General features: G+C 64.6%; 18 protein-coding genes. 9 read left to right on the top strand and 9 right to left on the bottom strand.

Annotated features, from left to right (window positions below; translation table 11 throughout):
• Positions 1–308: OprD family outer membrane porin (locus tag IB256_RS27430; protein ID WP_192404730.1), on the top strand; the 308-nt coding region annotated here is incomplete at its 5' end.
• A 38-nt stretch (positions 309–346) separates the two neighbouring features.
• Here IB256_RS27430 and IB256_RS27425 read toward each other — a convergent pair.
• On the bottom strand, positions 347–928 hold the full coding sequence (locus IB256_RS27425; protein WP_081518513.1) for a hypothetical protein: 582 nt from the start codon (positions 926–928) through the stop codon (positions 347–349).
• Positions 929–1,598: 670 nt separating this feature from the next.
• Here IB256_RS27425 and IB256_RS27420 point away from each other — a divergent pair.
• On the top strand, positions 1,599–1,880 hold the full coding sequence (locus IB256_RS27420; protein ID WP_081518514.1) for a hypothetical protein: 282 nt from the start codon (positions 1,599–1,601) through the stop codon (positions 1,878–1,880).
• Positions 1,881–1,927: 47 nt separating this feature from the next.
• Here IB256_RS27420 and ycaC read toward each other — a convergent pair whose 3' ends face one another.
• The 3 genes from ycaC to IB256_RS27405 form a co-directional block, all read right to left on the bottom strand.
• Positions 1,928–2,554: an isochorismate family cysteine hydrolase YcaC gene (gene ycaC / locus IB256_RS27415; protein WP_081518515.1), complete on the bottom strand. Its 627-nt coding sequence runs from the start codon at positions 2,552–2,554 to the stop codon at positions 1,928–1,930.
• 51 nt (positions 2,555–2,605) lie between these two features.
• A complete protein-coding gene (locus IB256_RS27410) occupies positions 2,606–3,292 on the bottom strand; it encodes a hydrolase (protein WP_081518516.1) in 687 nt (228 codons plus the stop codon).
• Between the two features lie 97 nt (positions 3,293–3,389).
• Entirely contained in the window at positions 3,390–4,256 is an 867-nt protein-coding gene (locus IB256_RS27405) for a pirin family protein (protein ID WP_192404729.1), read from the bottom strand.
• A gap of 100 nt (positions 4,257–4,356) precedes the next feature.
• Between IB256_RS27405 and IB256_RS27400 the strand changes: the two genes are divergently transcribed.
• The 3 genes from IB256_RS27400 to IB256_RS27390 all read left to right on the top strand — a co-directional run bounded on the left by IB256_RS27400 (position 4,357) and on the right by IB256_RS27390 (position 6,521).
• Positions 4,357–5,262 (top strand): LysR family transcriptional regulator, encoded by a 906-nt coding sequence (locus IB256_RS27400; protein ID WP_081518518.1) that lies wholly within the window; start codon positions 4,357–4,359, stop codon positions 5,260–5,262.
• A gap of 239 nt (positions 5,263–5,501) precedes the next feature.
• Entirely contained in the window at positions 5,502–5,876 is a 375-nt protein-coding gene (locus IB256_RS27395) for an NUDIX hydrolase (RefSeq protein ID WP_081518519.1), read from the top strand.
• 72 nt (positions 5,877–5,948) lie between these two features.
• The gene (locus tag IB256_RS27390; RefSeq protein WP_081518520.1) at positions 5,949–6,521 is read left to right on the top strand and encodes a hypothetical protein; all 573 of its coding nucleotides are present in this window, start codon (positions 5,949–5,951) and stop codon (positions 6,519–6,521) included.
• Here IB256_RS27390 and IB256_RS27385 read toward each other — a convergent pair.
• The gene (locus IB256_RS27385) at positions 6,508–7,152 is read right to left on the bottom strand and encodes a histidine phosphatase family protein (RefSeq protein ID WP_151187633.1); all 645 of its coding nucleotides are present in this window, start codon (positions 7,150–7,152) and stop codon (positions 6,508–6,510) included. The genes IB256_RS27390 and IB256_RS27385 overlap by 14 nt on opposite strands.
• A 292-nt stretch (positions 7,153–7,444) precedes the next feature.
• Here IB256_RS27385 and IB256_RS27380 point away from each other — a divergent pair, with 292 nt between their 5' ends.
• From IB256_RS27380 to IB256_RS30890, 4 genes are all read left to right on the top strand, one after another.
• Complete coding sequence (locus IB256_RS27380) at positions 7,445–8,416, top strand: GGDEF domain-containing protein (RefSeq protein WP_151187634.1); 972 nt, start codon at positions 7,445–7,447, stop codon at positions 8,414–8,416.
• 196 nt (positions 8,417–8,612) lie between these two features.
• A complete protein-coding gene (gene aceE, locus IB256_RS27375) occupies positions 8,613–11,261 on the top strand; it encodes a pyruvate dehydrogenase (acetyl-transferring), homodimeric type (RefSeq protein WP_192404728.1) in 2,649 nt (882 codons plus the stop codon).
• A gap of 11 nt (positions 11,262–11,272) precedes the next feature.
• Entirely contained in the window at positions 11,273–13,201 is a 1,929-nt protein-coding gene (gene aceF, locus IB256_RS27370; RefSeq protein WP_192404727.1) for a dihydrolipoyllysine-residue acetyltransferase, read from the top strand.
• Between the two features lie 323 nt (positions 13,202–13,524).
• A complete protein-coding gene (locus IB256_RS30890; protein ID WP_192404726.1) occupies positions 13,525–16,851 on the top strand; it encodes an autotransporter domain-containing protein in 3,327 nt (1,108 codons plus the stop codon).
• A 70-nt stretch (positions 16,852–16,921) separates the two neighbouring features.
• On the opposite strand, the gene IB256_RS27360 is transcribed toward IB256_RS30890, so the two are convergent.
• Genes IB256_RS27360 through IB256_RS27345 form a run of 4 tightly spaced genes read right to left on the bottom strand, consistent with a single transcriptional unit; the run spans position 16,922 to position 18,964 of the window.
• A complete protein-coding gene (locus IB256_RS27360; protein ID WP_192404725.1) occupies positions 16,922–17,785 on the bottom strand; it encodes an MBL fold metallo-hydrolase in 864 nt (287 codons plus the stop codon).
• On the bottom strand, positions 17,782–18,207 hold the full coding sequence (locus tag IB256_RS27355; RefSeq protein ID WP_081518526.1) for a DUF6691 family protein: 426 nt from the start codon (positions 18,205–18,207) through the stop codon (positions 17,782–17,784). The genes IB256_RS27360 and IB256_RS27355 overlap by 4 nt, the downstream gene beginning before the upstream one ends.
• Positions 18,204–18,638, bottom strand: coding sequence for a YeeE/YedE family protein (locus IB256_RS27350; protein WP_192404724.1), 435 nt, complete (start codon positions 18,636–18,638; stop codon positions 18,204–18,206). Before IB256_RS27350 ends, IB256_RS27355 begins: the two co-directional genes overlap by 4 nt.
• On the bottom strand, positions 18,635–18,964 hold the full coding sequence (locus IB256_RS27345) for an ArsR/SmtB family transcription factor (protein ID WP_081518528.1): 330 nt from the start codon (positions 18,962–18,964) through the stop codon (positions 18,635–18,637). Before IB256_RS27345 ends, IB256_RS27350 begins: the two co-directional genes overlap by 4 nt.
• Between the last annotated feature and the right edge of the window lie 41 nt (positions 18,965–19,005).

The raw sequence follows: 19,005 nt of genomic DNA, 5'->3' as shown, positions 1-19,005 counted from the left end.
ACGACTTCGCCAACGCCCAGGAGCGCTCCTGGCAACTGCGCTACGACTTCGACCTGCGCAGCGTCGGTGTGCCCGGCCTGAGCTTCATGACCCGCTACGTCAACGGCGACCACATCGCCCTGGCCAACGGCGACGAGGGCAAGGAATGGGAGCGCGACGTGGAGTTCAAGTACGTGATCCAGACCGGCACCTTCAAGGACCTCAGCCTGCGCCTGCGCAACGCCACCTACCGCACCAACTACGAACAGTCGGCGCGCGATGTGGACGAGGTGCGGCTGATCGCCAGCTACAACTTCTCGATGCTCTGATTTGTAGGTCGGCGGGGCGGTCGCGGCCGCCTTTCGCCTTAGAAACGGACGTCCTGAAGCTCGCCAAAATCCACTGAGATTCCCAGTACCTGAATGACAAGAATGGCCGTGGCGATGACCAGATGGACTCGGCGAGAGCTGAAGAAGGCGATGATCGGCAACAGGATGATCACCACCATGAAGACGCCCCAGCCGCTGAACCATTGGTTGTCCCAGTACCTCGCCGCTTCCCAGAAGTATTCGGCGTAATAGGCGCTGAACCCGAGGAGGGCCCAGTGCCCGTGGGATTCGAATACCTCCTGGTGAGTCTCGCCGGCCTTCAGCTCGTGAACCGGCAGAATGAGCGCCGCACTGAAGAACAGCAGCAGCGGCGATACCAGCAGTCGCAGAAACTCGTTGTATGTCCAGACATTGATCAAGGACTTCAGGGAGTAGGTGCTCCACCAATATTCGAGCAGCATCAGGAAGAGCGAGGCGCTCCAGATCAGCGGCAACCAATCGATCTTCGAGGTCGCCCGTGAACGCAGCGTCGCCACAACACCAGACAGCAGCCGCGTGACACCAAGCCCCGTCAACATGCCGAAGACGACAGCCAGCCATTGGAACTCGGTACCGGGCATCCGCAGGCCCCCTCTCGCAACGTGTGGCGGTAGACCGCTCGGATGCTAAGCCCCGCAGCTGCGGGCGGAGCCTGGAAGCGGGAGGGACAGCCGGCGAGATTGCAGAATTGTGGTGCACATCCTTTAGCCCGAAGCCAGCTCCGCGAAATCCATTGCAGCGCTATGCGTCTTCCAAGGGCGAACACCAGGGTGCCACTCCTGCAAGGGGAATGGTCCTACATGCTGGGGGAACGGATGAGACCCGTTTCATTCTGTCGGCAATGTCCTGGCTCGGGATCGCCGCCAGCAACCGAAAAGTCCCACGAGCCATTAGCCTTGCGGGCCTACGAGCGCCGTCCCTAGCCTCTGGTTCGCCGCAGTTCATCGCGGACGGGCGTAGGAACCCGGCTCAACCGAACAGAGGCACGGTAGCTCCGTAGCCACGATTAGCAGGCGCAGTTCGACTTGCGACGTCGTGTTTCTATGGCGGCCCGTGTGAGGAGGCTTCGGCCTGCCGGTTGCTCTGTCCCGGTTTCCTACCCTTGCACGGTCCGCCTCTTTTACCCGTAGGAAGGTCGATAGGCGGTTCCTTAGTCAGACAGAGGAAATGCTGATATGAACTACCCCCCTTTCTCCCCCGCGCCCCACCGTCCACCACACCACGCTTCAACCCTCCCCCCGGAGGTGCCCCATGCGTGAATTCCTCCCAGTCCCCTTGACCGGCCAATTCGGCGAAGAAGTCCTCTTCATCAACGCCCTGGCCCCGGTCGAACACCTGCGCGAAGCCGCCCTGCGCCGCATCACGGCGGTCGAAGACCTGCTGCAACTGATGGAAGACGACAGCGACAGCGGCCTCATCCGCGCCACCGCCCGCCTCGCCTCCGCCTTGGCGCCACTGGTCAGCGAAGCCCGCCAACTCTACGAACTGGCCCTGGAGCGCCCCGGCTACAAGGCGGGGCCGCTGGATCGATAAGCTCCGCCGCCGGGTCGGCCTCGCTGCGCCGACCCGACGGCGCTGCCTCACTTCTTGGCGGTGAGCGTGCTGTAGCTGGTGATCAGGTTGCGGTAGTCCGGGATGTGGTTGGAGAACAGCGCGGCCAACCCTTCGATGTCGTTGCGCCAGTCGCGATGCAGCTCACAGGCCACGCCGAACCAGGTCATCATCTGCGCGCCGGCCGCCTCCATCCGGCGCCAGGCAGCATCGCGGGTAACTTCGTTGAAGGTGCCGGAGGCATCGGCGACGACGAAGACCTCGAAGCCCTCTTCCAGCGCCGACAGCGCCGGGAAGGCTACACAGACCTCGGTGACCACGCCGGCAATGATCAACTGCTTCTTGCCGGTGGCCTTCACCGCCTTGACGAAGTCCTCGTTGTCCCAGGCGTTGATGTTGCCGGGACGGGCGATGTAGGGCGCGTCGGGGAACAGGTCTTTCAGCTCGGGAACCAGCGGGCCGTTGGGGCCGTTCTCGAAACTGGTAGTGAGGATGGTCGGCAGCTTGAAGTACTTGGCCAGGTCGGCCAGGGCCAGGACGTTGTTCTTGAACTTGTCCGGTTCGATGTCGCGCACCAGCGAGAGCAGACCGGCCTGGTGATCGACCAGCAATACGGCGGCCTGGGTCTTGTCGAGACGGACGTAGGGCTTGCTCATGGCGTTTCCTCGTTGCAGTGAAAGCCCGGCCGGAGCCGGGCAAGGGTCGGTTCAGCGCTGGGAGTCCAGTACTTCGTGTTCGGTCACCACCTGCTGGGCCTTGGTGTAGCTTTCGATCAGCAGGCGGTAGTGCGGGAAGATCAGGCTGTAGGCCTCGGCCCACTGTGCGGCGTCGGGGCGGTTCCAGGTGCGCTGGATTTCCGAGGCGACGGCGGCGGTATCCATGGGCACCACGCCAGCCTGGACGACACGCGCCAGGGTGATTTCCTGCGCGGCCTTGGAGTAGGTGCCGGAGGCGTCGATCACGGCGAAGACCCGGTAGCCGGCGTTGACCGCGGCAATCGCCGGGAAGGCCATGCATACGCTGGTGATGGTGCCGGCGATGACCAGGGTCTTCTTGCCGGTGGCCTCGACGGCGGCGACGAATTCGGGGTTGTCCCAGGCGTTGATCTCGCCCTTGCGCGCCACGTACTGCGCATGCGGCGCGGCCTCGTGGATTTCGGGGATCAGCGGGCCGTTGGGCCCCTGCGGCACCGACGCGGTGGTGATCACCGGGATTTTCGCCAGGGTGGCGATCCTCGCCAGGGTGATGGCGTTATTGCGCAGTTCGGTCATGGGCATGTCCTTGACCGTCTGGAACAGGCCGCTCTGGTGGTCGATGAGCAGCATGGCGGTGTCGTCGGGATCGATCACCGGGCGCTGGCCGTTGAAGTTGGCAATCTGGTTGAAGTGGCTCATGTCGTGGTCTCCACAAGGGGCGTCCGGCCCAAGAAACCCGCGCCTCCTGCGCGGGCGTTCATCCAGACTAGGCGAGGCCTGAGTCGGGGGTATGACATCAGCGGGTCATCTGTCCGAAACGTCCGTTCTGGACGTCCGCAATGGCCTGCTGGATTTCGCTTTCGCTGTTCATCACGAAGGGGCCGTAACCGACGATGGGCTCGTCCAGCGGCTCGCCACTGAGCAGCAGCACCAGGGCGTCGCTCTCGGCTTCCAGCTGCAGGCTGTCGCCGCGCCGGTCGAACAGCGCCAGCTGGCCTTCGCGCAGCGTTTCGCCGCCGCCCAGCCGGACGTTGCCGCGCAGCACCACCAGGGCGGTGTTACGCCCCGCCTTGACGGCCAGTTCCAACGGGCGACCGGGCTGCAGGCGCAAGTCCCAGACATCCAGCGGGCTGAAGGTGTGGGCCGGACCGGCGTGGCCAGCGTAGTCACCGGCAATCACCCGCAGGCTGCCGGCGCCGTCGGCCAGTTCGATGCGCGGGATGTCACCGGCCAGCAGCGTCTGGTAGGCCGGTGCGGTGCGCTTGTGGCGGGCCGGCAGGTTCACCCAGAGCTGGGCCATGTGCAGGTTGCCGCCGCTGCGGGCGAAGTCCAGCGAGTGGTATTCCTCGTGGAGGATGCCGTCGCCGGCAGTCATCCACTGCACGTCGCCAGGGCCGATGCGGCCGCCACCGCCGCTGGAGTCGCGGTGCTCCAGTTCTCCGTCATAGACCAGGGTCACGGTCTCGAAGCCCCGGTGCGGGTGCTGGCCGACGCCACGGCGCACCGTGCTGGGGCCGAAAGCGTGGGGGCCGGCATGGTCGAGCAGCAGGAAGGGGCTGAGGTGCTCGCCCAGGCTGTCGTAGGAGAACAGCGTGCGGACCGGAAAACCGTCACCGACCCAATGCGGGCGGGCGGCGCTGTAGATGCCAAGAATCTGTTTCATGGGTGCCTCCTGTAGTGCATGGAGGCCACGATACGGATGGAACAATTGCCTCGGTAGACGGCAAAAATTAGTATCAGTGTTCCACAAGAGGAACACTGAAATGGACGATCTCAACGACCTCTATTACTTCGCCCAGGTGGTCGAGCACGGCGGTTTCACCCCGGCCGGCCGCGCCCTGGACGAGCCCAAGTCGAAGCTCAGCCGGCGCATCGCCGCGCTGGAGGAGCGTCTGGGCGTGAGGCTGATCCAGCGTTCGACGCGGCACTTCTCGGTGACCGAGATAGGCCAGGTGTTCTACCGGCACTGCGTGGCGATGCTGGTGGAAGCGGCGGCGGCCACCGAGGCCGTCGAGCAGCACCGTTCCGAACCGCGCGGGGTGGTGAACCTGAGCTGCCCCACGGCGCTGCTGAACTTCTGGGTCGGCCCGATGCTGGCGCGCTTCATGGTGCAGTACCCGCTGGTGGAGCTGCATGTGCAGAGCACCAACCGCCAGGTGGACCTGATCCAGGAAGGCATCGACATCGCCCTGCGGGTGCGCTTCCCGCCACTGGAAAGCAGCGACCTGGTGATGAAGGTACTGGGCGAAAGCCGCCAGCGTGTGGTGGGTGCCCCGGCCTTGCGCGAGCGCCTGCCGGCCAGGCCGACGCCCGCCGACGTGGCCGCCCTGCCGACGCTGCATTGGGGCGTGGTGCAGCGCGAATACCAGTGGCTGCTGGACGGCCCCAAGGGCGCCAGCGCGCAGGTGCGCTACCAGCCGCGAATGGTCACCGACGATCTGGTCGCCCTGCGTCAGGCCGCGCTGGCGGGCGCCGGCGCGGTGCACATGCCTGCCGTGGTGGTCTGCGATGACCTGAATGACGGCAAGCTGGTGAACCTGCTGCCCGACTGGGCGCCACGCACCGGCGTGGTCCATGCGGTGTTCCCTTCGCGGCGCGGCTTGCTGCCGTCGGTACGAACCTTGCTCGATTTTCTGGGCGAGGAGTTCGAGAAGAGCGACATGTCCTAAGTAGGCGTCCTGCAGGGCGGACAGAAAGTTCGCACTTCAACCCAGAACACGGGTCGACTCTGAAGGAAATACGAGTCGGGAATAGGACGAGCATTTCTTCAGAAAGCCCTGACATACCTTTCCAGCGACCAATCCTTACCATTTGTCGACATAAACGCCGTAACCAGTTCATCTGGTTGGAAATATCTGATTAATGTCTACCTTGAATACTGTTGGAAGATTGTCGAGGAGCAGCCGGTATGGCTAAGAACCTGAAAGAGCGTGCAACGGTCATCTGCCGCCTCGACGACAAGATTCTCTTCGTGCGCAAATCCAAGTCGAAATGGAACCTCCCCGGCGGCCGCATCGAGGCCGACGAACGCCCCGGCCAGGCCGCCACCCGCGAGCTGATCGAGGAAACCGGGCTGGCCATCGAACAGCTGAACTACGTCGCACCGCTGGAGCTGTACCAGACGCTGCACTACGTGTTCGAGACGCCGGTCGACCCGGCGCAGCAGCCCACGCCCCTGAACGAGATCGCCGACTGCCGCTGGTTCGCGCCCGAAGAACTGGAGCGCCGCCGGGTCAACAAGTCGGCACGCCGCCTGCTGCGCACCTGCCTGAAGGCCAGCTGACAGGCTGACGGACGCCGCGTATCAGGGTATCTTCAGCGCCTTCCTATAAGACGCCCGTACAGGATTTACCCCATGCTTCGCGCTGCCCTGCTTTGCACCCTTGCGCTGTCCTCCGGCCTTGCCGTCGCCCAGGTCGAGGTGAAGCCCGTGCAGCATTCCAAGGTGGGCGAAGTGCTGGCGGTACGGATCAGCGAGGAAATCGCTCCGGGCGACTACGAGCGCCTGTTCAAGGGGCTGATGGCCAACCCGGGCAAGTTCGCCCGCAAGGTGGCCCTGCTGGACAGCATCGGAGGCAGCGCCGCCGAATCGATCAAGATGGGCCGCCTGCTGCGCGAGTCCGGCTTCGAGACCCTGGTGCCGACCAACAGCGTCTGCCAGGGCTCCTGCGTCTACCTGCTGGCCGCCGGCAAGCACCGCACGGTGCGCGGCTATGTGGGGCTGCATCGCCCTTACTACCCCGCCGGCGATTCGTCCCAGGCGGCGGGCAGCTATAACGCCCGCACCTATTTCCGCGACATGGACATTCCGCTGGAACTGGCCGACACCATGCAGAGCATCGATCCGCAGCGCATGCGTGTGCTGACTCCGGAGGAGTTGCAACGTTACCGACTGGGCGCCACGCCCAGCCAGATCAGCGCCCGCTGACGTTCAGCGGCCACTGGTCGGCGTCGAGGTAACCGAGCAGGCGCGGGCTCTTGTCCGATTCACTGAGCACGAAGAGCGTCGAGGCGTAATCCGGGGTTGCGGGGTCGTCCACGCTTACCGAGTGTTCCAGGTCCTCGATGCATTCGCTGTGGGTCACCAGGATCAGATTGCGGTGCGCCACCTTGTGCTGCAGCGCCTGGTCCAGCATCGAGCCTTCGCATTTGTACAGCCAGGGCTGCTCCTGCGGCGTGCGGCCGAACATCGAGGTGGCGGTCTGCACCGCCCGCAGCTGTTCACTGCTGAGGATGTCGGCATTGGCCAGGCCGAGGGTGGCGAAGTCCTGGCCGATGGCATGGGCACTCTGGCCGCCACGCACGGTGATGCCATCGACATTGCCCAGGCAGGGCGCACTGGAACGGTCACACCGTTCGGCGTGACGCACCAGCACGATCAGGTCGCCGTTCTGCCAGTGCTCGCGCAATTCCGCCTGGCGCTGGGCATCGCCTACCAGGGGAGTCGGCCGCGAGAAGTCCAGCGGCAGGAAGCCGCTGAGCAGGGCGATCACCGGGAGGATCGCCAGCAAGGACAACCAACCGCGGGACAGTGATCTGAAGAACTTCGGGATGGGCATGGTTCAGGCCGTGCAGCTGGAAAAGGGTCCGCGTCCGTTCCCTCTTCGAAGGAGGGAGGCCCGACCCATCCCTGGGATGACCATCGCACTGCGGGGTTGTCAGATGGCGGGCAAGCAAACCCTATCGCCGGATTCGTGAAGAACCCGTTATGAATTGCTGAAGAATCCGTCTCTGTCAGAAACGACCGTCCGTCGCCCCGCCGCTTTCATACTGCCGGCTGACACAATCAGCCGGCTTTCGGTCATCGCACTGTGGTAGAACAGGGCACAGTGCCATCAGAGAGCCGCCGCCATGCCGTACGACGCCTCCCCGGAAAATCCCGTCTACCAGACCCTCCTCGAATCCACCCGTGCCATTCCTTGGAAGATCGACTGGCGATCCATGACCTTCGCCTACATCGGCCCACAGATCGAAGAACTTCTGGGCTGGAGCCAGGCCAGCTGGGTCAGCGCCAACGACTGGGCCGAGCGCATGCACCCGGAGGATCGCGAGCGCGTGGTGAACTTCTGTGTGTCGCAGTCCCGCGAGGGCACCGACCACGAGGCGGACTACCGCGCCCTCACCTCCTCCGGTGACTACGTGTGGATCCGCGACGTGGTGCACGTGGTGCGCGACGACAATGGCGAGGTGGATTCGCTGGTCGGCTTCATGTTCGACATCAGCGAGCGCAAGCGCGCCGAAGAGCAGTTGATCATGCTGCAGCGCCAGCTGGAGGAGTATTCGTACAAGGACGGCCTGACCGGCGTGGCCAACCGGCGCATGTTCGACTCGGTGCTGGACACCGAATGGGGCAGCGCCCAGCGCAGCGGCCAGCCGATCTCGCTGGTGCTGCTGGATATCGACTACTTCAAGCAGTTCAACGATCACTACGGGCACATCCAGGGCGACGACTGCCTGCGCAGCGTCGGCAAGGCGCTGGCCGGCGCGCTGCATCGGCCCAGGGACTTCATCGCACGCTTCGGTGGCGAGGAGTTCGTGCTGGTGCTGCCGGAGACCGACAGCGAGGCCGCGCGGCAGATCGCCGAGCGTTGCCGCAGCGTGCTGCGCGAGCAGCGCATTGCCCACGAGAAGTCTGCCGTCTCCGATCTCCTGACCATCAGCCTTGGCGTCGGTACCGCCGTGCCCGCCTCCAGCGACCGTCCGCTGGACTTCGTCGCGGCGGTGGATCGCCTGCTCTACCAGGCCAAGCAGGCCGGGCGCGACCGGCTGGTGGCCGCGCACTGGAGTCGGGGCGACGATCTGCGGCGTGACTCGCTTCGCTAACCCCGCTGCGACGTCCTGACTCGACCAACCGGACGGGCAGTGGCGCCAGAGCTGTCTAAGCTCTATAGCCACACGCGCGTGCCGGCGGCAGCGCGGCGGCCTCACGAGGGTTGCCGCCCACTGCGCCAAACCGATGGATCACCTGGCCCGGAGCCGGCATTGCGTAGAGCCGACCCCGTAACCAGGACCCCTGACCATGCACGATATCGACCCCGTCGAAACCCAGGAATGGCTGGACGCGCTGGAATCCGTACTGGAAAAAGAAGGCGAAGAGCGCGCCCACTACCTGATGACTCGCCTAGGCGAGCTGGCCAGCCGAACCGGCACGCAACTGCCCTACGCCATCACCACGCCTTACCGCAACACCATCCCGGTAGGCCACGAAGCCCGCATGCCGGGCGACCTGTTCATGGAGCGGCGCATCCGCTCGCTGGTGCGCTGGAACGCGCTGGCCATGGTGATGCGCGCCAACCACAAGGACCCGTCGCTGGGCGGACACATTTCCACCTTCGCTTCCTCGGCGACCCTCTACGACATCGGCTTCAACTACTTCTTCAACGGCCCCACCGAGGAACACGCCGGCGACCTGATCTACTTCCAGGGCCACGCCTCGCCGGGCTTCTACGCCCGCGCCTACATCGAGGGCCTGCTTACCGACGAGCAACTGGAGAACTTCCGCCAGGAGGTCGACGGCAAGGGCATTTCCTCCTATCCGCACCCGCGCCTGATGCCGAAGTTCTGGCAGTTCCCGACGGTGTCCATGGGCCTGGGGCCGATCCAGGCGATCTACCAGGCGCGCTTCATGAAGTACCTGGAGAGTCGTGGCTTCATTCCCGCCGGCAAGCAGAAGGTCTGGTGCTTCCTGGGTGATGGCGAGACCGACGAGCCGGAATCCCTGGGCGCGATCTCCCTGGCCGGGCGCGAGAAGCTCGACAACCTGATCTTCGTGGTGAACTGCAACCTGCAGCGCCTGGACGGCCCGGTGCGCGGCAACGGCAAGATCATCCAGGAACTGGAAGGCGTGTTCCGTGGCGCCAACTGGAACGTGATCAAGGTGATCTGGGGCCGTTTCTGGGACCCGCTGTTCGCCAAGGATACCGCCGGCCTGATGCAGGCGCGCATGGACGAGGCGGTGGACGGCGACTACCAGAACTACAAGGCCAAGGACGGGGCCTTTGTCCGCGAGCACTTCTTCGGCGCGCGGCCGGAGCTGCTGGAGATGGTCAAGGACCTCTCCGACGAGGAAATCTGGAAGCTCAACCGCGGCGGCCACGATCCCTACAAGGTCTACGCCGCCTACCACGCCGCGGTGAACCACAAGGGCCAACCCAGCGTAGTGCTGGCCAAGACCATCAAGGGCTACGGCACCGGCACCGGCGAGGCGAAGAACATCGCCCACAACATCCACGAGATCGACGTGGACAGCCTGCGCGCCTTCCGCGACCGCTTCGACATCCCGATCAAGGACGCGGACCTGGCCAAGCTGCCCTTCTACCGCCCCGACGAAGGCAGCGCCGAGGCGCGCTACCTGAAGGAGCGTCGCGCTTCCCTGGGCGGCTTCATGCCCCACCGCCACGGCAACAGCCAGCGCATCCCGGCACCGCCGCTGGAGACGCTCAAGGCGCTGCTCGATGGCTCGGGCGACCGCGAGATTTCCACCACCATGGCCTTCGTGCGGATCATCTCGCAGCTGGTGAAAGACAAGGAGCTAGGCCAGCGCATCGTGCCGATCATTCCCGACGAGGCACGCACCTTCGGCATGGAAGGCATGTTCCGCCAGCTCGGTATCTACTCCTCGGTGGGCCAGCTCTACGAGCCGGTCGACAAGGAACAGCTGATGTTCTACCGCGAGGACAAGAAGGGCCAGATCCTCGAAGAAGGCATTACCGAGGCCGGTGCCATGTCGTCCTTCATCGCCGCCGGCACGGCCTACAGCAACTACCGCCAGCCGATGCTGCCGTTCTACATCTTCTATTCGATGTTCGGCTTCCAGCGCATCGGCGACCTGGCCTGGGCGGCCGGTGACAGCCTGACGCGCGGCTTCCTGCTGGGCGGCACCGCCGGGCGCACCACGCTCAACGGCGAAGGCCTGCAGCACGAGGACGGCCACAGCCACGTGCTGGCTTCGGTCATCCCCAACTGCCGCACCTACGACCCGACCTACTCCTACGAGCTGGCGGTGATCATCCAGGAAGGCGTGCGGCAGATGATGGAGGAGCAGCAGGAGGTCTTCTACTACATCACCGTGATGAACGAGAACTACCCTCACCCACCGCTGCCCAAGGGCGCCGAGGAAGGCATCATCAAGGGCATGTACCTGCTCGACGAGGACAAGCGTGCCGCCGCGCACCATGTGCAGCTGCTCGGCTCGGGCACCATCCTGCGCGAGGTGGAAGCGGCGGCGAAAATCCTCCGTGACGACTTCGGCATCGGTGCGGACGTCTGGTCGGTGCCCAGCTTCAACGAGCTGCGCCGCGACGGCCTCGCGGTGGAGCGCTGGAACCGCCTGCATCCAGGACAGAAGCCACGGCCCAGCTATGTCGAACAGTGCCTGGCCGGGCGGCGCGGGCCGGTGGTGGCGTCCACCGACTACATGAAGGTCTACGCCGACCAGATTCGCCAGTGGGTGCCGACCAAGGAATACAAGGTGCTGGGCACCGACGGCTTCGGCCGCAGCGACACCCGCGCCAAGCTGCGCCACTTCTTCGAGGTCGACCGCCACTGGGTGGTGCTCGCCGCGCTGGAGGCCCTGGCCGATCGCGGCGACATCGAGCCGAAAGTGGTGGCCGAGGCCATCGCGAAGTTCGGCCTCGACCCGGAAAAAACCAACCCGCTGGACTGCTGAGGAGAGGCACGATGAGCGAGACCATTCGCGTACCCGACATCGGCAACGGCCAGGGTGAAGTCATCGAACTGCTGGTCAAGGTCGGCGACCGCATCGAAGCCGACCAGAGCCTGCTGACGCTGGAGTCCGACAAGGCCAGCATGGAGATTCCCGCGCCGAAAGCGGGCGTGGTGAAGGCGATCAAGGTGAAGATCGGCGACACCCTCAAGGAAGGCGATGAAATCCTCGAACTGGAAGCCGAAGGCGGCGCCGCCGAAGCCAAGGCCGAGGAACCGGCCCAACCTGCCACCGAGGCCCCCCAGCCCGCCGCAGCGCCGGCGCCTCAACCTTCGCCTTCCGGTGGCGGCGTGGAAACCATCAAGGTGCCGGACATCGGCAATGGCCAGGGCGAGATCATCGAACTGATGGTCAAGGTCGGTGACCGCATCGAGGCCGACCAGAGCCTGCTGACGCTGGAGTCCGACAAGGCCAGCATGGAGATTCCCGCGCCGAAAGCGGGCGTGGTGAAGGCGATCAAGGTGAAGATCGGCGACACCCTCAAGGAAGGCGACGACATCCTCGAACTGGAAACCGAGGGCGGCGCTGCTACGACCAGCACGCCGGCCGCGGCGGCGCCCGCCTCTGCTCCGGCTCCGGCGAAGGAAGAAAAGCCAACGCCCGCCCCGACTGCCAGTGGCGGCGTGGAGAGCATCCGCGTGCCCGATATCGGCAACGGCCAGGGCAACGTCATCGAACTGATGGTCAAGGTGGGTGACCACATCGAGGCCGACCAGAGCCTGCTGACGCTGGAATCCGACAAGGCCAGCATGGAGATTCCGGCGCCGAAAGCAGGCGTGGTGAAGGCGATCAAGGTGAAGATCGGCGACACCCTCACGGAAGGCGACGAGATACTCGACCTGGAAGTGGCGGGCGCAGCGGCGGCTCCCGCAGCCGCTGCAGAAAAACCAGCCGCTGCTCCAGCGGCGAAAGCCGAACCGCCCAAGGCGCCGGGCGTCGCCCCGGTGGGCGCGCCCAGCCGCGACGGCACCAGGGTGCATGCGGGCCCCGCCGTGCGCATGGTCGCCCGCGAGTTCGGTGTCGAGCTGGCGCAAGTCACCGGCAGCGGGCCCAAGGGCCGCATCCTCAAGGAAGACGTACAGGCGTTCGTGAAGGAGCAGCTGCAACGCAGCAAGTCCGGTGCCGCTGCAGGAGCAACCGGTGGCGCAGGCATCCCGCCGATCCCGGAGATCGACTTCAGCAAGTTCGGCGAAACCGAGGAAGTGGCGATGACCCGCCTGATGCAGGTCGGCGCCAGCAACCTGCACCGCAGCTGGCTGAACGTGCCCCATGTGACGCAATTCGAGTCCGCCGACATCACCGAGGCGGAGGCCTTCCGCATCGCGCAGAAGGCGGCGGCGGAAAAGGCCGGCACCAAGCTGACCATCCTGCCGATCCTGCTCAAGGCCTGCGCCCACCTGCTGCGCGAGCTGCCGGACTTCAACAGCTCCCTCGCCCCCAGTGGCAAGGCGTTGATCCGCAAGAAGTACGTGCACATCGGCTTCGCCGTGGACACGCCGGACGGCCTGCTGGTGCCGGTTATCCGCGACGTCGACCGGAAGGGGCTGCTGCAGCTTGCGCTGGAGGCCGCCGAGCTGGCGGAGAAAGCGCGGACGAAGAAGCTATCCGCCGACGCCATGCAGGGTGCCTGCTTCACCATCTCCAGCCTCGGGCACATCGGCGGTACCGGCTTCACCCCCATCGTCAACGCGCCGGAAGTGGCGATCCTCGGTGTGAGCAAGGCAGCCATCCAGCCGGTGTGGGACGGCAAGGTCTTCCAGCCCCGGCTGATGCTGCCGCTGTCGCTGTCCTACGACCACCGGGTAATCAACGGCGCAGCGGCAGCGCGGTTCACCCGCAGGCTTGGGGAGGTGTTGGGGGATATTCGCAGCCTGCTGCTTTAAAAAAACCAGGAACAATCCCGCTCAGGCGGAATTGTTCCTGGGGCTCCGCTGGTTGGGCCCGGCAACATCGGTCAGCGCACGCGCAAATGTCAGGGCTCTCCTTCCTATTTCGTTTGCCACGCTCTTCACACTTTCTTGCGCTTCGGAAAATACCTTCCCCACCACTCCTGAATTCACCTTGTTCCTCCCCCCTGTCTTCCAAACACTCCGTTCTGCTTCCAGGCATAAAAAAGCTCTAGGTCGGGCATTACAGGCCACCTGGCGTTTCGAGGAAGTCCTGCCGCCATGACGCGCTGGCAGGTACTAGCTGACAGGAGTTAAACGTGAAAAGAACCCAGGCATTCAGCCGAAACAAAGTTTCACTGGCCATCTCCCTGGCCGCCGCCAGCTTCTCGCTGTGCGCCCAGGAGTCCCGACTGGCTTACGGCCCACAGGGCGTTCCCGTCTTCGAAACGCGCTTCTTCGATGTAGGCGACGGCCCCTACATGACCGACGGGGACACCGCGCAAGTATCAACATGGAATCTCAGCGGCGACCAGAAGAGCAAGATTCAGAAAGCCATCGAGTATTGGGCGACAGTGATCCGGCCGGCTCCGGGTGCGCCCATTGCCGTGGTCAACGTGGGGACCAATAACGAGGACAATGCCGGCGGCGCCAGCGATTCGGTCCAGGTTACCGAGACAAGCGCACTCACCGCTGTTCAGGCAGCCCTCATCGGGCGGAACGATCTGGTCAAGTCGCTGGACTATGGGTCCCATGCGCAATTCCAGATGGGCAACGGGCTCACCTACGATTCGATCGCCTACCTACCCTCCCAGCAGCCGCGCTCAACCAACTTCGATCTCAGCGCCACGGCACTCCACGAACTGGCGCATGGACTGGGAGTCACCACTTACGTTGCCGATAAAAATGGCAGCGGTTCCAAAACCCCCTATTTCCAATCCTCGTTGGGGTCCTGGGAAGAGCATATGCGGGACGACAATGGCAATCCGGCGCAGCCGGGCCAGGCCGTACTCTGCTCGGTCTGCGCCACCCCCTATGACCCCGCCGGCTTCGATCTGCGCCAGGACAACGGTTACGTCACAGGCAAGCATGTGGATGAAGTCCTGGCTGGCGCCATGCCCGGCGTTCCCGTGCGGATACTGAGCCTGGACGGCACCATCGACACTGACTACATGGCCCATATCGAGCTGAAGAACAGCCTGATGAGCCACCAGAACTATCGCAACTACACCACCTTCATGGAGGCGGAACTGGCGGCCCTGCAGGACCTGGGTTACCAGATCGACCGCCGCAATTTCTTCGGCTATTCGGTGTATGGCGACGGCCAGACTCTGTACAACCAGCACGGCTATTACCAGCGCAATGCCGAAGGCACCGATTACCTGGTTGGCGCCTACAGCAACACGTTGATGGGCTTGGGGCTCCACGTTTACGGCAACAATAACCTGATCTTCCAGCAGGCCAACCTGCTGACCCGTGGCGCCGGGGCCGCCGGCGTGCGAATCGACGGCGAAGGCAACACCCTGATAGTAGAACCCGGCACCCGCATTCATGCCGACGGCTTGAACGGTCGAGGCGTGCTCTTCGCTTACGGCATGGACCACAACTTCATCCAGCGCGGTGATGTCGAGGCGCTGGGCGATCAGGGCATCGCGGCCGAATTCAACTTCGGCAACAATCTAGTGGGCAACAAGAGCGAGTATCGCGGATCGTTCATTCGCACTGAAGATGGCAGTCCTTCCGACCTGCTCCCGGAGCTCGAAGGCGCCCTGGTCGACAACGTCGACATCAGCGGTCGCCTGGCCGGCAAGGCAGCGGCCATCTCCATCTCCAGCAACGCCCTGGTCAATACCCTCAACGTGCTGTCCGGCGCGAAGCTCGAAGGCAATATCCTTTCCGCCTATGACCAGGAGGACGACAACGGTAACCAGCGCCTGACCCAACTGACCTTCGGTCGCCTGGCCGATAGTCAGGGCCGCGCCACCAACCAGGCCGACCCGAACTTCCGCATGACCTACAACGGCGACATCCAAGGCATCACCAACTTCGCCCTCAACCTGCGTGGCGGCGTCACTTCCCTGGGCGGGCACAACCAGGTCTACAGCATGGAAGTCGCTGAAGGCGCAACGCTGGCCGGCAACGGCTATTTCAAGCTCAACGAAGACGGCTCGTTCGTCAACCGTGGCACCGTCGCACCGGGAAACTCCATCGGCAGCATCACCGTCGACGGCAACTACCAGCAGACCGATTCCGGCCAATTGCTGGTGGAGGTCAACGACAAGGGCGCCCACGACAGCCTGGTGGTCAAGGGCAACGCCGACCTCGCCGGTCGCCTGACCGTCTCGCCGCAGCGTGGCTGGTACTCGCCGCAATGGAAAATCAGCTCCAGCCAACTGCTGGCGGCAAACTCCACCACCGGCGCCTTCGACGAAGTGCAGGCCACGCCTATTTCGCCGACTCTGTCGCTGCTGGCCACTCCGCAAATCAACGGCAGCCAGCTACTGAGCTTCAACCGCACCAGCGATGCTTACAGCCAGTACGCCACGAGCAAAAACGGGCGTAATGTCGGTGAAGCCCTGAGCGAAACCACCTCCTCGCCGGCCAGCACCGACCGCCAGAACCTGTACACCGCGCTGGACTTCTCCAACCCCGACGGCAGCACCATCGCCAGGGCGCTGGAGCAGCTCTCCCCGTCCGCCTATAGCGCCATGATGGCCAGTTCGCTGCAGCGCGAGCAGCAAGTGGCCGACGCCATCAGCGCCCGCGAACCGGGCAAGCTGCGTGACGATGAGTGGCAGACCTTCATCCAGCCCTTCGGCGGCAATTCCCGGCAGAACAGCGATCACGATGCCGTGGGCTACACCACCGACAGCTACGGCGTGATCTTCGGTGCGGAAACCGCCGCCTCCAGCGACGGCGCATTGATCGTTGGCCTGCATGGCGCCGCCAGTAAGCAGAACCTCAGCCTGAAGGACCCGCAGCGCGGCGATGGCGATACCACGGCGTTGGAGTTGGGTGCACACGTCCGCTACGCACTCGACCCGATGGCCGGCACCTACTGGCTGGGCAGCGCCCGCGTCGGCTACGAGAGCGGTGAACTCAAGCGCAAGATCGACTTCGACGACTACTCCGCGCGCAACAAGGCCGACTGGACCGGCACCAGCGCGTCGCTGGTCGGCGGGGGCGGCTATCGCTTCCAGCTGAACGAGAACGTCAGCCTGGGTCCGATCGCCACCCTGACCTACACCAGCCTGTGGCGCGACGGCACCCACGAGAAAGGCGCCGATGGCTCGGCCCTGAAGTTGGAATCGCAGCAGTTCGATTCGCTGCGCTCCAGCATCGGCCTGAACAGCGCGATGAACTTCCCGCTGGAAGGCGGCCGCGCCATCAAGGCCGAGGGCCAGGTCACCTGGAACCACGAACTGCTGAACACCGACCTGATCCAGGACGCGACCTTCGCCACCTACCAGGGCTCCTCGTTCCGCAGCAAGAACACCGTCATGGACCGCGACTCCATGGGCGTGCGCGGCAACATCCGCTACTCGCTCAGCGAGAACGTCGACATCGGCGCCGGGGTTGCCAGTGATCTGTTCCGCACCGGCTACAACTCGGTGTCGGGCAACCTGTCGCTGGACTGGCGCTTCTGATCCACCCTCCCCGCGCCCTGCGCGGGGAACCATCTTCCTCGGTGCTTGCCGCCCTTCGGGGCGGCTTTTTTCACAGGCGGTCCAGCGGAATTCGCAGGTAACGCACGCCGTTGGCTTCCGCCTCCGGCAGCTCGCCCGCACGCATGTTCACCTGGATCGACGGCCAGATCAGCGCCGGCGCATGCAGCCCTGCATCGCGCTGCTGACGCATGCTGACGAAGGCGTCTTCGCTCACCCCCTCATGCACGTGCACGTTGTCCTGGCGTTGCCGCGCCACGCTGGTTTCGAACTCATGGTGATCGCGATTGGCAGTCAGGTAGTCGTGGCACATGAACAGCCGCGTCTGGTCCGGCAAGGCGAACAGTCGCTGGATCGAGCGGTACAACTGCCGTGCATCGCCGCCGGGAAAGTCGCACCGGGCAGTGCCGTAGTCGGGCATGAACAGGGTGTCACCCACGAACGCCGCATCGCCGACCAGGTAGGTCATGCAGGCCGGTGTGTGGCCGGGCGTGTGCAGCGCCTGGGCCTGCAGTTCGCCGATGCTGAAGCACTCGCCATCTTCGAACAGATGGTCGAACTGGCTGCCGTCGCAGGGGAAATCTTCATCCAGGTTGAACAGGCCGGCGAAGGTGCGCTGAACCTGGGCGATGCTCGATCCGATGGCCAGCCGGCCGCCCAGTTCGCCCTTGAGCCAGGCGGCGGCGGACAGGTGATCGGCATGCAGATGGGTTTCCAGCAGCCACTCCACCGTCAGCGCCTGCTCGCGAACGTACTCGAGTATCTGGCGGGCGCCGGCGTTGCCAACGCGGCCGGCGGCGGCATCGTAGTCCAGCACCGGGTCGATGATGGCGCAGCGCCCGGTGCTGTGATCCGCCACTACATAGCTGTAGGTGGATGTGGCGGGATCGAAGAAGTGCTGGATGGTGGCGCTCATGTGGGTCTCCTCCTGGTCTCGATTTTCCATTCGTAGCCCGCCATCCCCACCAGCATGGCGATGCAGAACAGCGCTCCCTGCCAGTAGCCGGCAGCGAAGGTCACCAAAGCCGGCCCCGGACAAATGCCGGCAATGCCCCAGCCAACGCCGAACAGCAGGCTGCCGCCGATCAGTCGGCCATCCAGTTCACGGCGCTGCGGCAGTTGCATCAGGCCGCCCAGCAGCGAACGATGCTGCCGCCGCGCCCAAGTGAAAAACGGTAGACCAACCGCGATGGCGGCGAACATCACCAGCGCCAGCGACGGGTCCCACGCCCCGGCGAGATCGAGGAACCCCAGCACCTTGGCCGGGTTGGCCATGCCGGCCAGCAGCAGGCCGAAACCGAACAGCAGGCCGGCCAGCAACGCGACGATGCGGCTCATGCCCCACTCCCCAGCAGATGACGCACGACAAACACGGTGGCAAAGCCGGTGCCCATGAAGCACAACGTCGCCACCAGCGAGCGACCGGAGAGCCGCGACAAACCGCAGACGCCATGCCCACTGGTGCAGCCGGAACCGAAACGGCTGCCAACGCCGACCACCAGGCCCGCCACCGCCAGCGTCATCCAGCCGGCCTCGAAACGGATCTCCGGCAGCGGATGCAGCACCGTCCACAACAGCGGGGCAGCGAGTATCCCGATCAGGAAGAACAATCCTTCGCCCTTCCAGCCTGCACTGTTGAACAACCCGCCGAGCAAGCCGCTGATACCGGCGACGCGGCCATCGAGCACGGCATAGAGCCCGGCCGAAAGACCGATCAGTGCGCCGCCGGCCAGCGCGCTCCACGGCGTGAAATGAGCCCAGTCGATCATCTCGCCTGCTCCGCGCAGAACAGCCGGTACAAGGTCTCGATCACCGCCAGTGCCTGCTGGCTGGCAATGCGGTAGTAGACCTGCTTGCCATCGCGGCGGGTCTCCACCAGCTCCTCGCGGCGCAGCACGGCCAGTTGCTGCGACAGGGTAGGCTGGGTGATGCCGGTACAGGCTTCCAGCTCGCCGACGTTCAGCTCGCCCTGGGCCAACTGGCAGAGCAGCATCAGGCGATCGGTGTTGGCCAGCGCCTTGAGCAACTGGCAGGCGGATTCAGCGGATTGGTGCAGGCGCAGGGCGTCGGCGGGTTCGAGCGTGGTGGCGGTCATGGGGACGATCTACCAATATACAATCTATATTTTTATAGATT

The sequence above is a fragment of the Pseudomonas sp. PDM17 genome, assembly GCF_014851985.1.
In the GTDB taxonomy this organism is placed as follows: Bacteria; Pseudomonadota; Gammaproteobacteria; order Pseudomonadales; family Pseudomonadaceae; genus Pseudomonas.
The sequence above is the reverse complement of the archived record's forward strand: the minus strand, read 5'-3'. Positions and strand labels throughout refer to the sequence as shown.

What these genes read in the sequence shown, in the direction of transcription:
- IB256_RS27425 (WP_081518513.1), bottom strand. Translation starts at nt 928, where the DNA reads ATGCCCGGTACCGAGTTCCAATGGCTGGCTGTCGTCTTCGGCATGTTG.
- IB256_RS27420 (WP_081518514.1), top strand. Translation starts at nt 1,599, where the DNA reads ATGCGTGAATTCCTCCCAGTCCCCTTGACCGGCCAATTCGGCGAAGAA.
- ycaC (WP_081518515.1), bottom strand. Translation starts at nt 2,554, where the DNA reads ATGAGCAAGCCCTACGTCCGTCTCGACAAGACCCAGGCCGCCGTATTG.
- IB256_RS27410 (WP_081518516.1), bottom strand. Translation starts at nt 3,292, where the DNA reads ATGAGCCACTTCAACCAGATTGCCAACTTCAACGGCCAGCGCCCGGTG.
- IB256_RS27405 (WP_192404729.1), bottom strand. Translation starts at nt 4,256, where the DNA reads ATGAAACAGATTCTTGGCATCTACAGCGCCGCCCGCCCGCATTGGGTC.
- IB256_RS27400 (WP_081518518.1), top strand. Translation starts at nt 4,357, where the DNA reads ATGGACGATCTCAACGACCTCTATTACTTCGCCCAGGTGGTCGAGCAC.
- IB256_RS27395 (WP_081518519.1), top strand. Translation starts at nt 5,502, where the DNA reads ATGGCTAAGAACCTGAAAGAGCGTGCAACGGTCATCTGCCGCCTCGAC.
- IB256_RS27390 (WP_081518520.1), top strand. Translation starts at nt 5,949, where the DNA reads ATGCTTCGCGCTGCCCTGCTTTGCACCCTTGCGCTGTCCTCCGGCCTT.
- IB256_RS27385 (WP_151187633.1), bottom strand. Translation starts at nt 7,152, where the DNA reads ATGCCCATCCCGAAGTTCTTCAGATCACTGTCCCGCGGTTGGTTGTCC.
- IB256_RS27380 (WP_151187634.1), top strand. Translation starts at nt 7,445, where the DNA reads ATGCCGTACGACGCCTCCCCGGAAAATCCCGTCTACCAGACCCTCCTC.
- aceE (WP_192404728.1), top strand. Translation starts at nt 8,613, where the DNA reads ATGCACGATATCGACCCCGTCGAAACCCAGGAATGGCTGGACGCGCTG.
- aceF (WP_192404727.1), top strand. Translation starts at nt 11,273, where the DNA reads ATGAGCGAGACCATTCGCGTACCCGACATCGGCAACGGCCAGGGTGAA.
- IB256_RS27360 (WP_192404725.1), bottom strand. Translation starts at nt 17,785, where the DNA reads ATGAGCGCCACCATCCAGCACTTCTTCGATCCCGCCACATCCACCTAC.
- IB256_RS27355 (WP_081518526.1), bottom strand. Translation starts at nt 18,207, where the DNA reads ATGAGCCGCATCGTCGCGTTGCTGGCCGGCCTGCTGTTCGGTTTCGGC.
- IB256_RS27350 (WP_192404724.1), bottom strand. Translation starts at nt 18,638, where the DNA reads ATGATCGACTGGGCTCATTTCACGCCGTGGAGCGCGCTGGCCGGCGGC.
- IB256_RS27345 (WP_081518528.1), bottom strand. Translation starts at nt 18,964, where the DNA reads ATGACCGCCACCACGCTCGAACCCGCCGACGCCCTGCGCCTGCACCAA.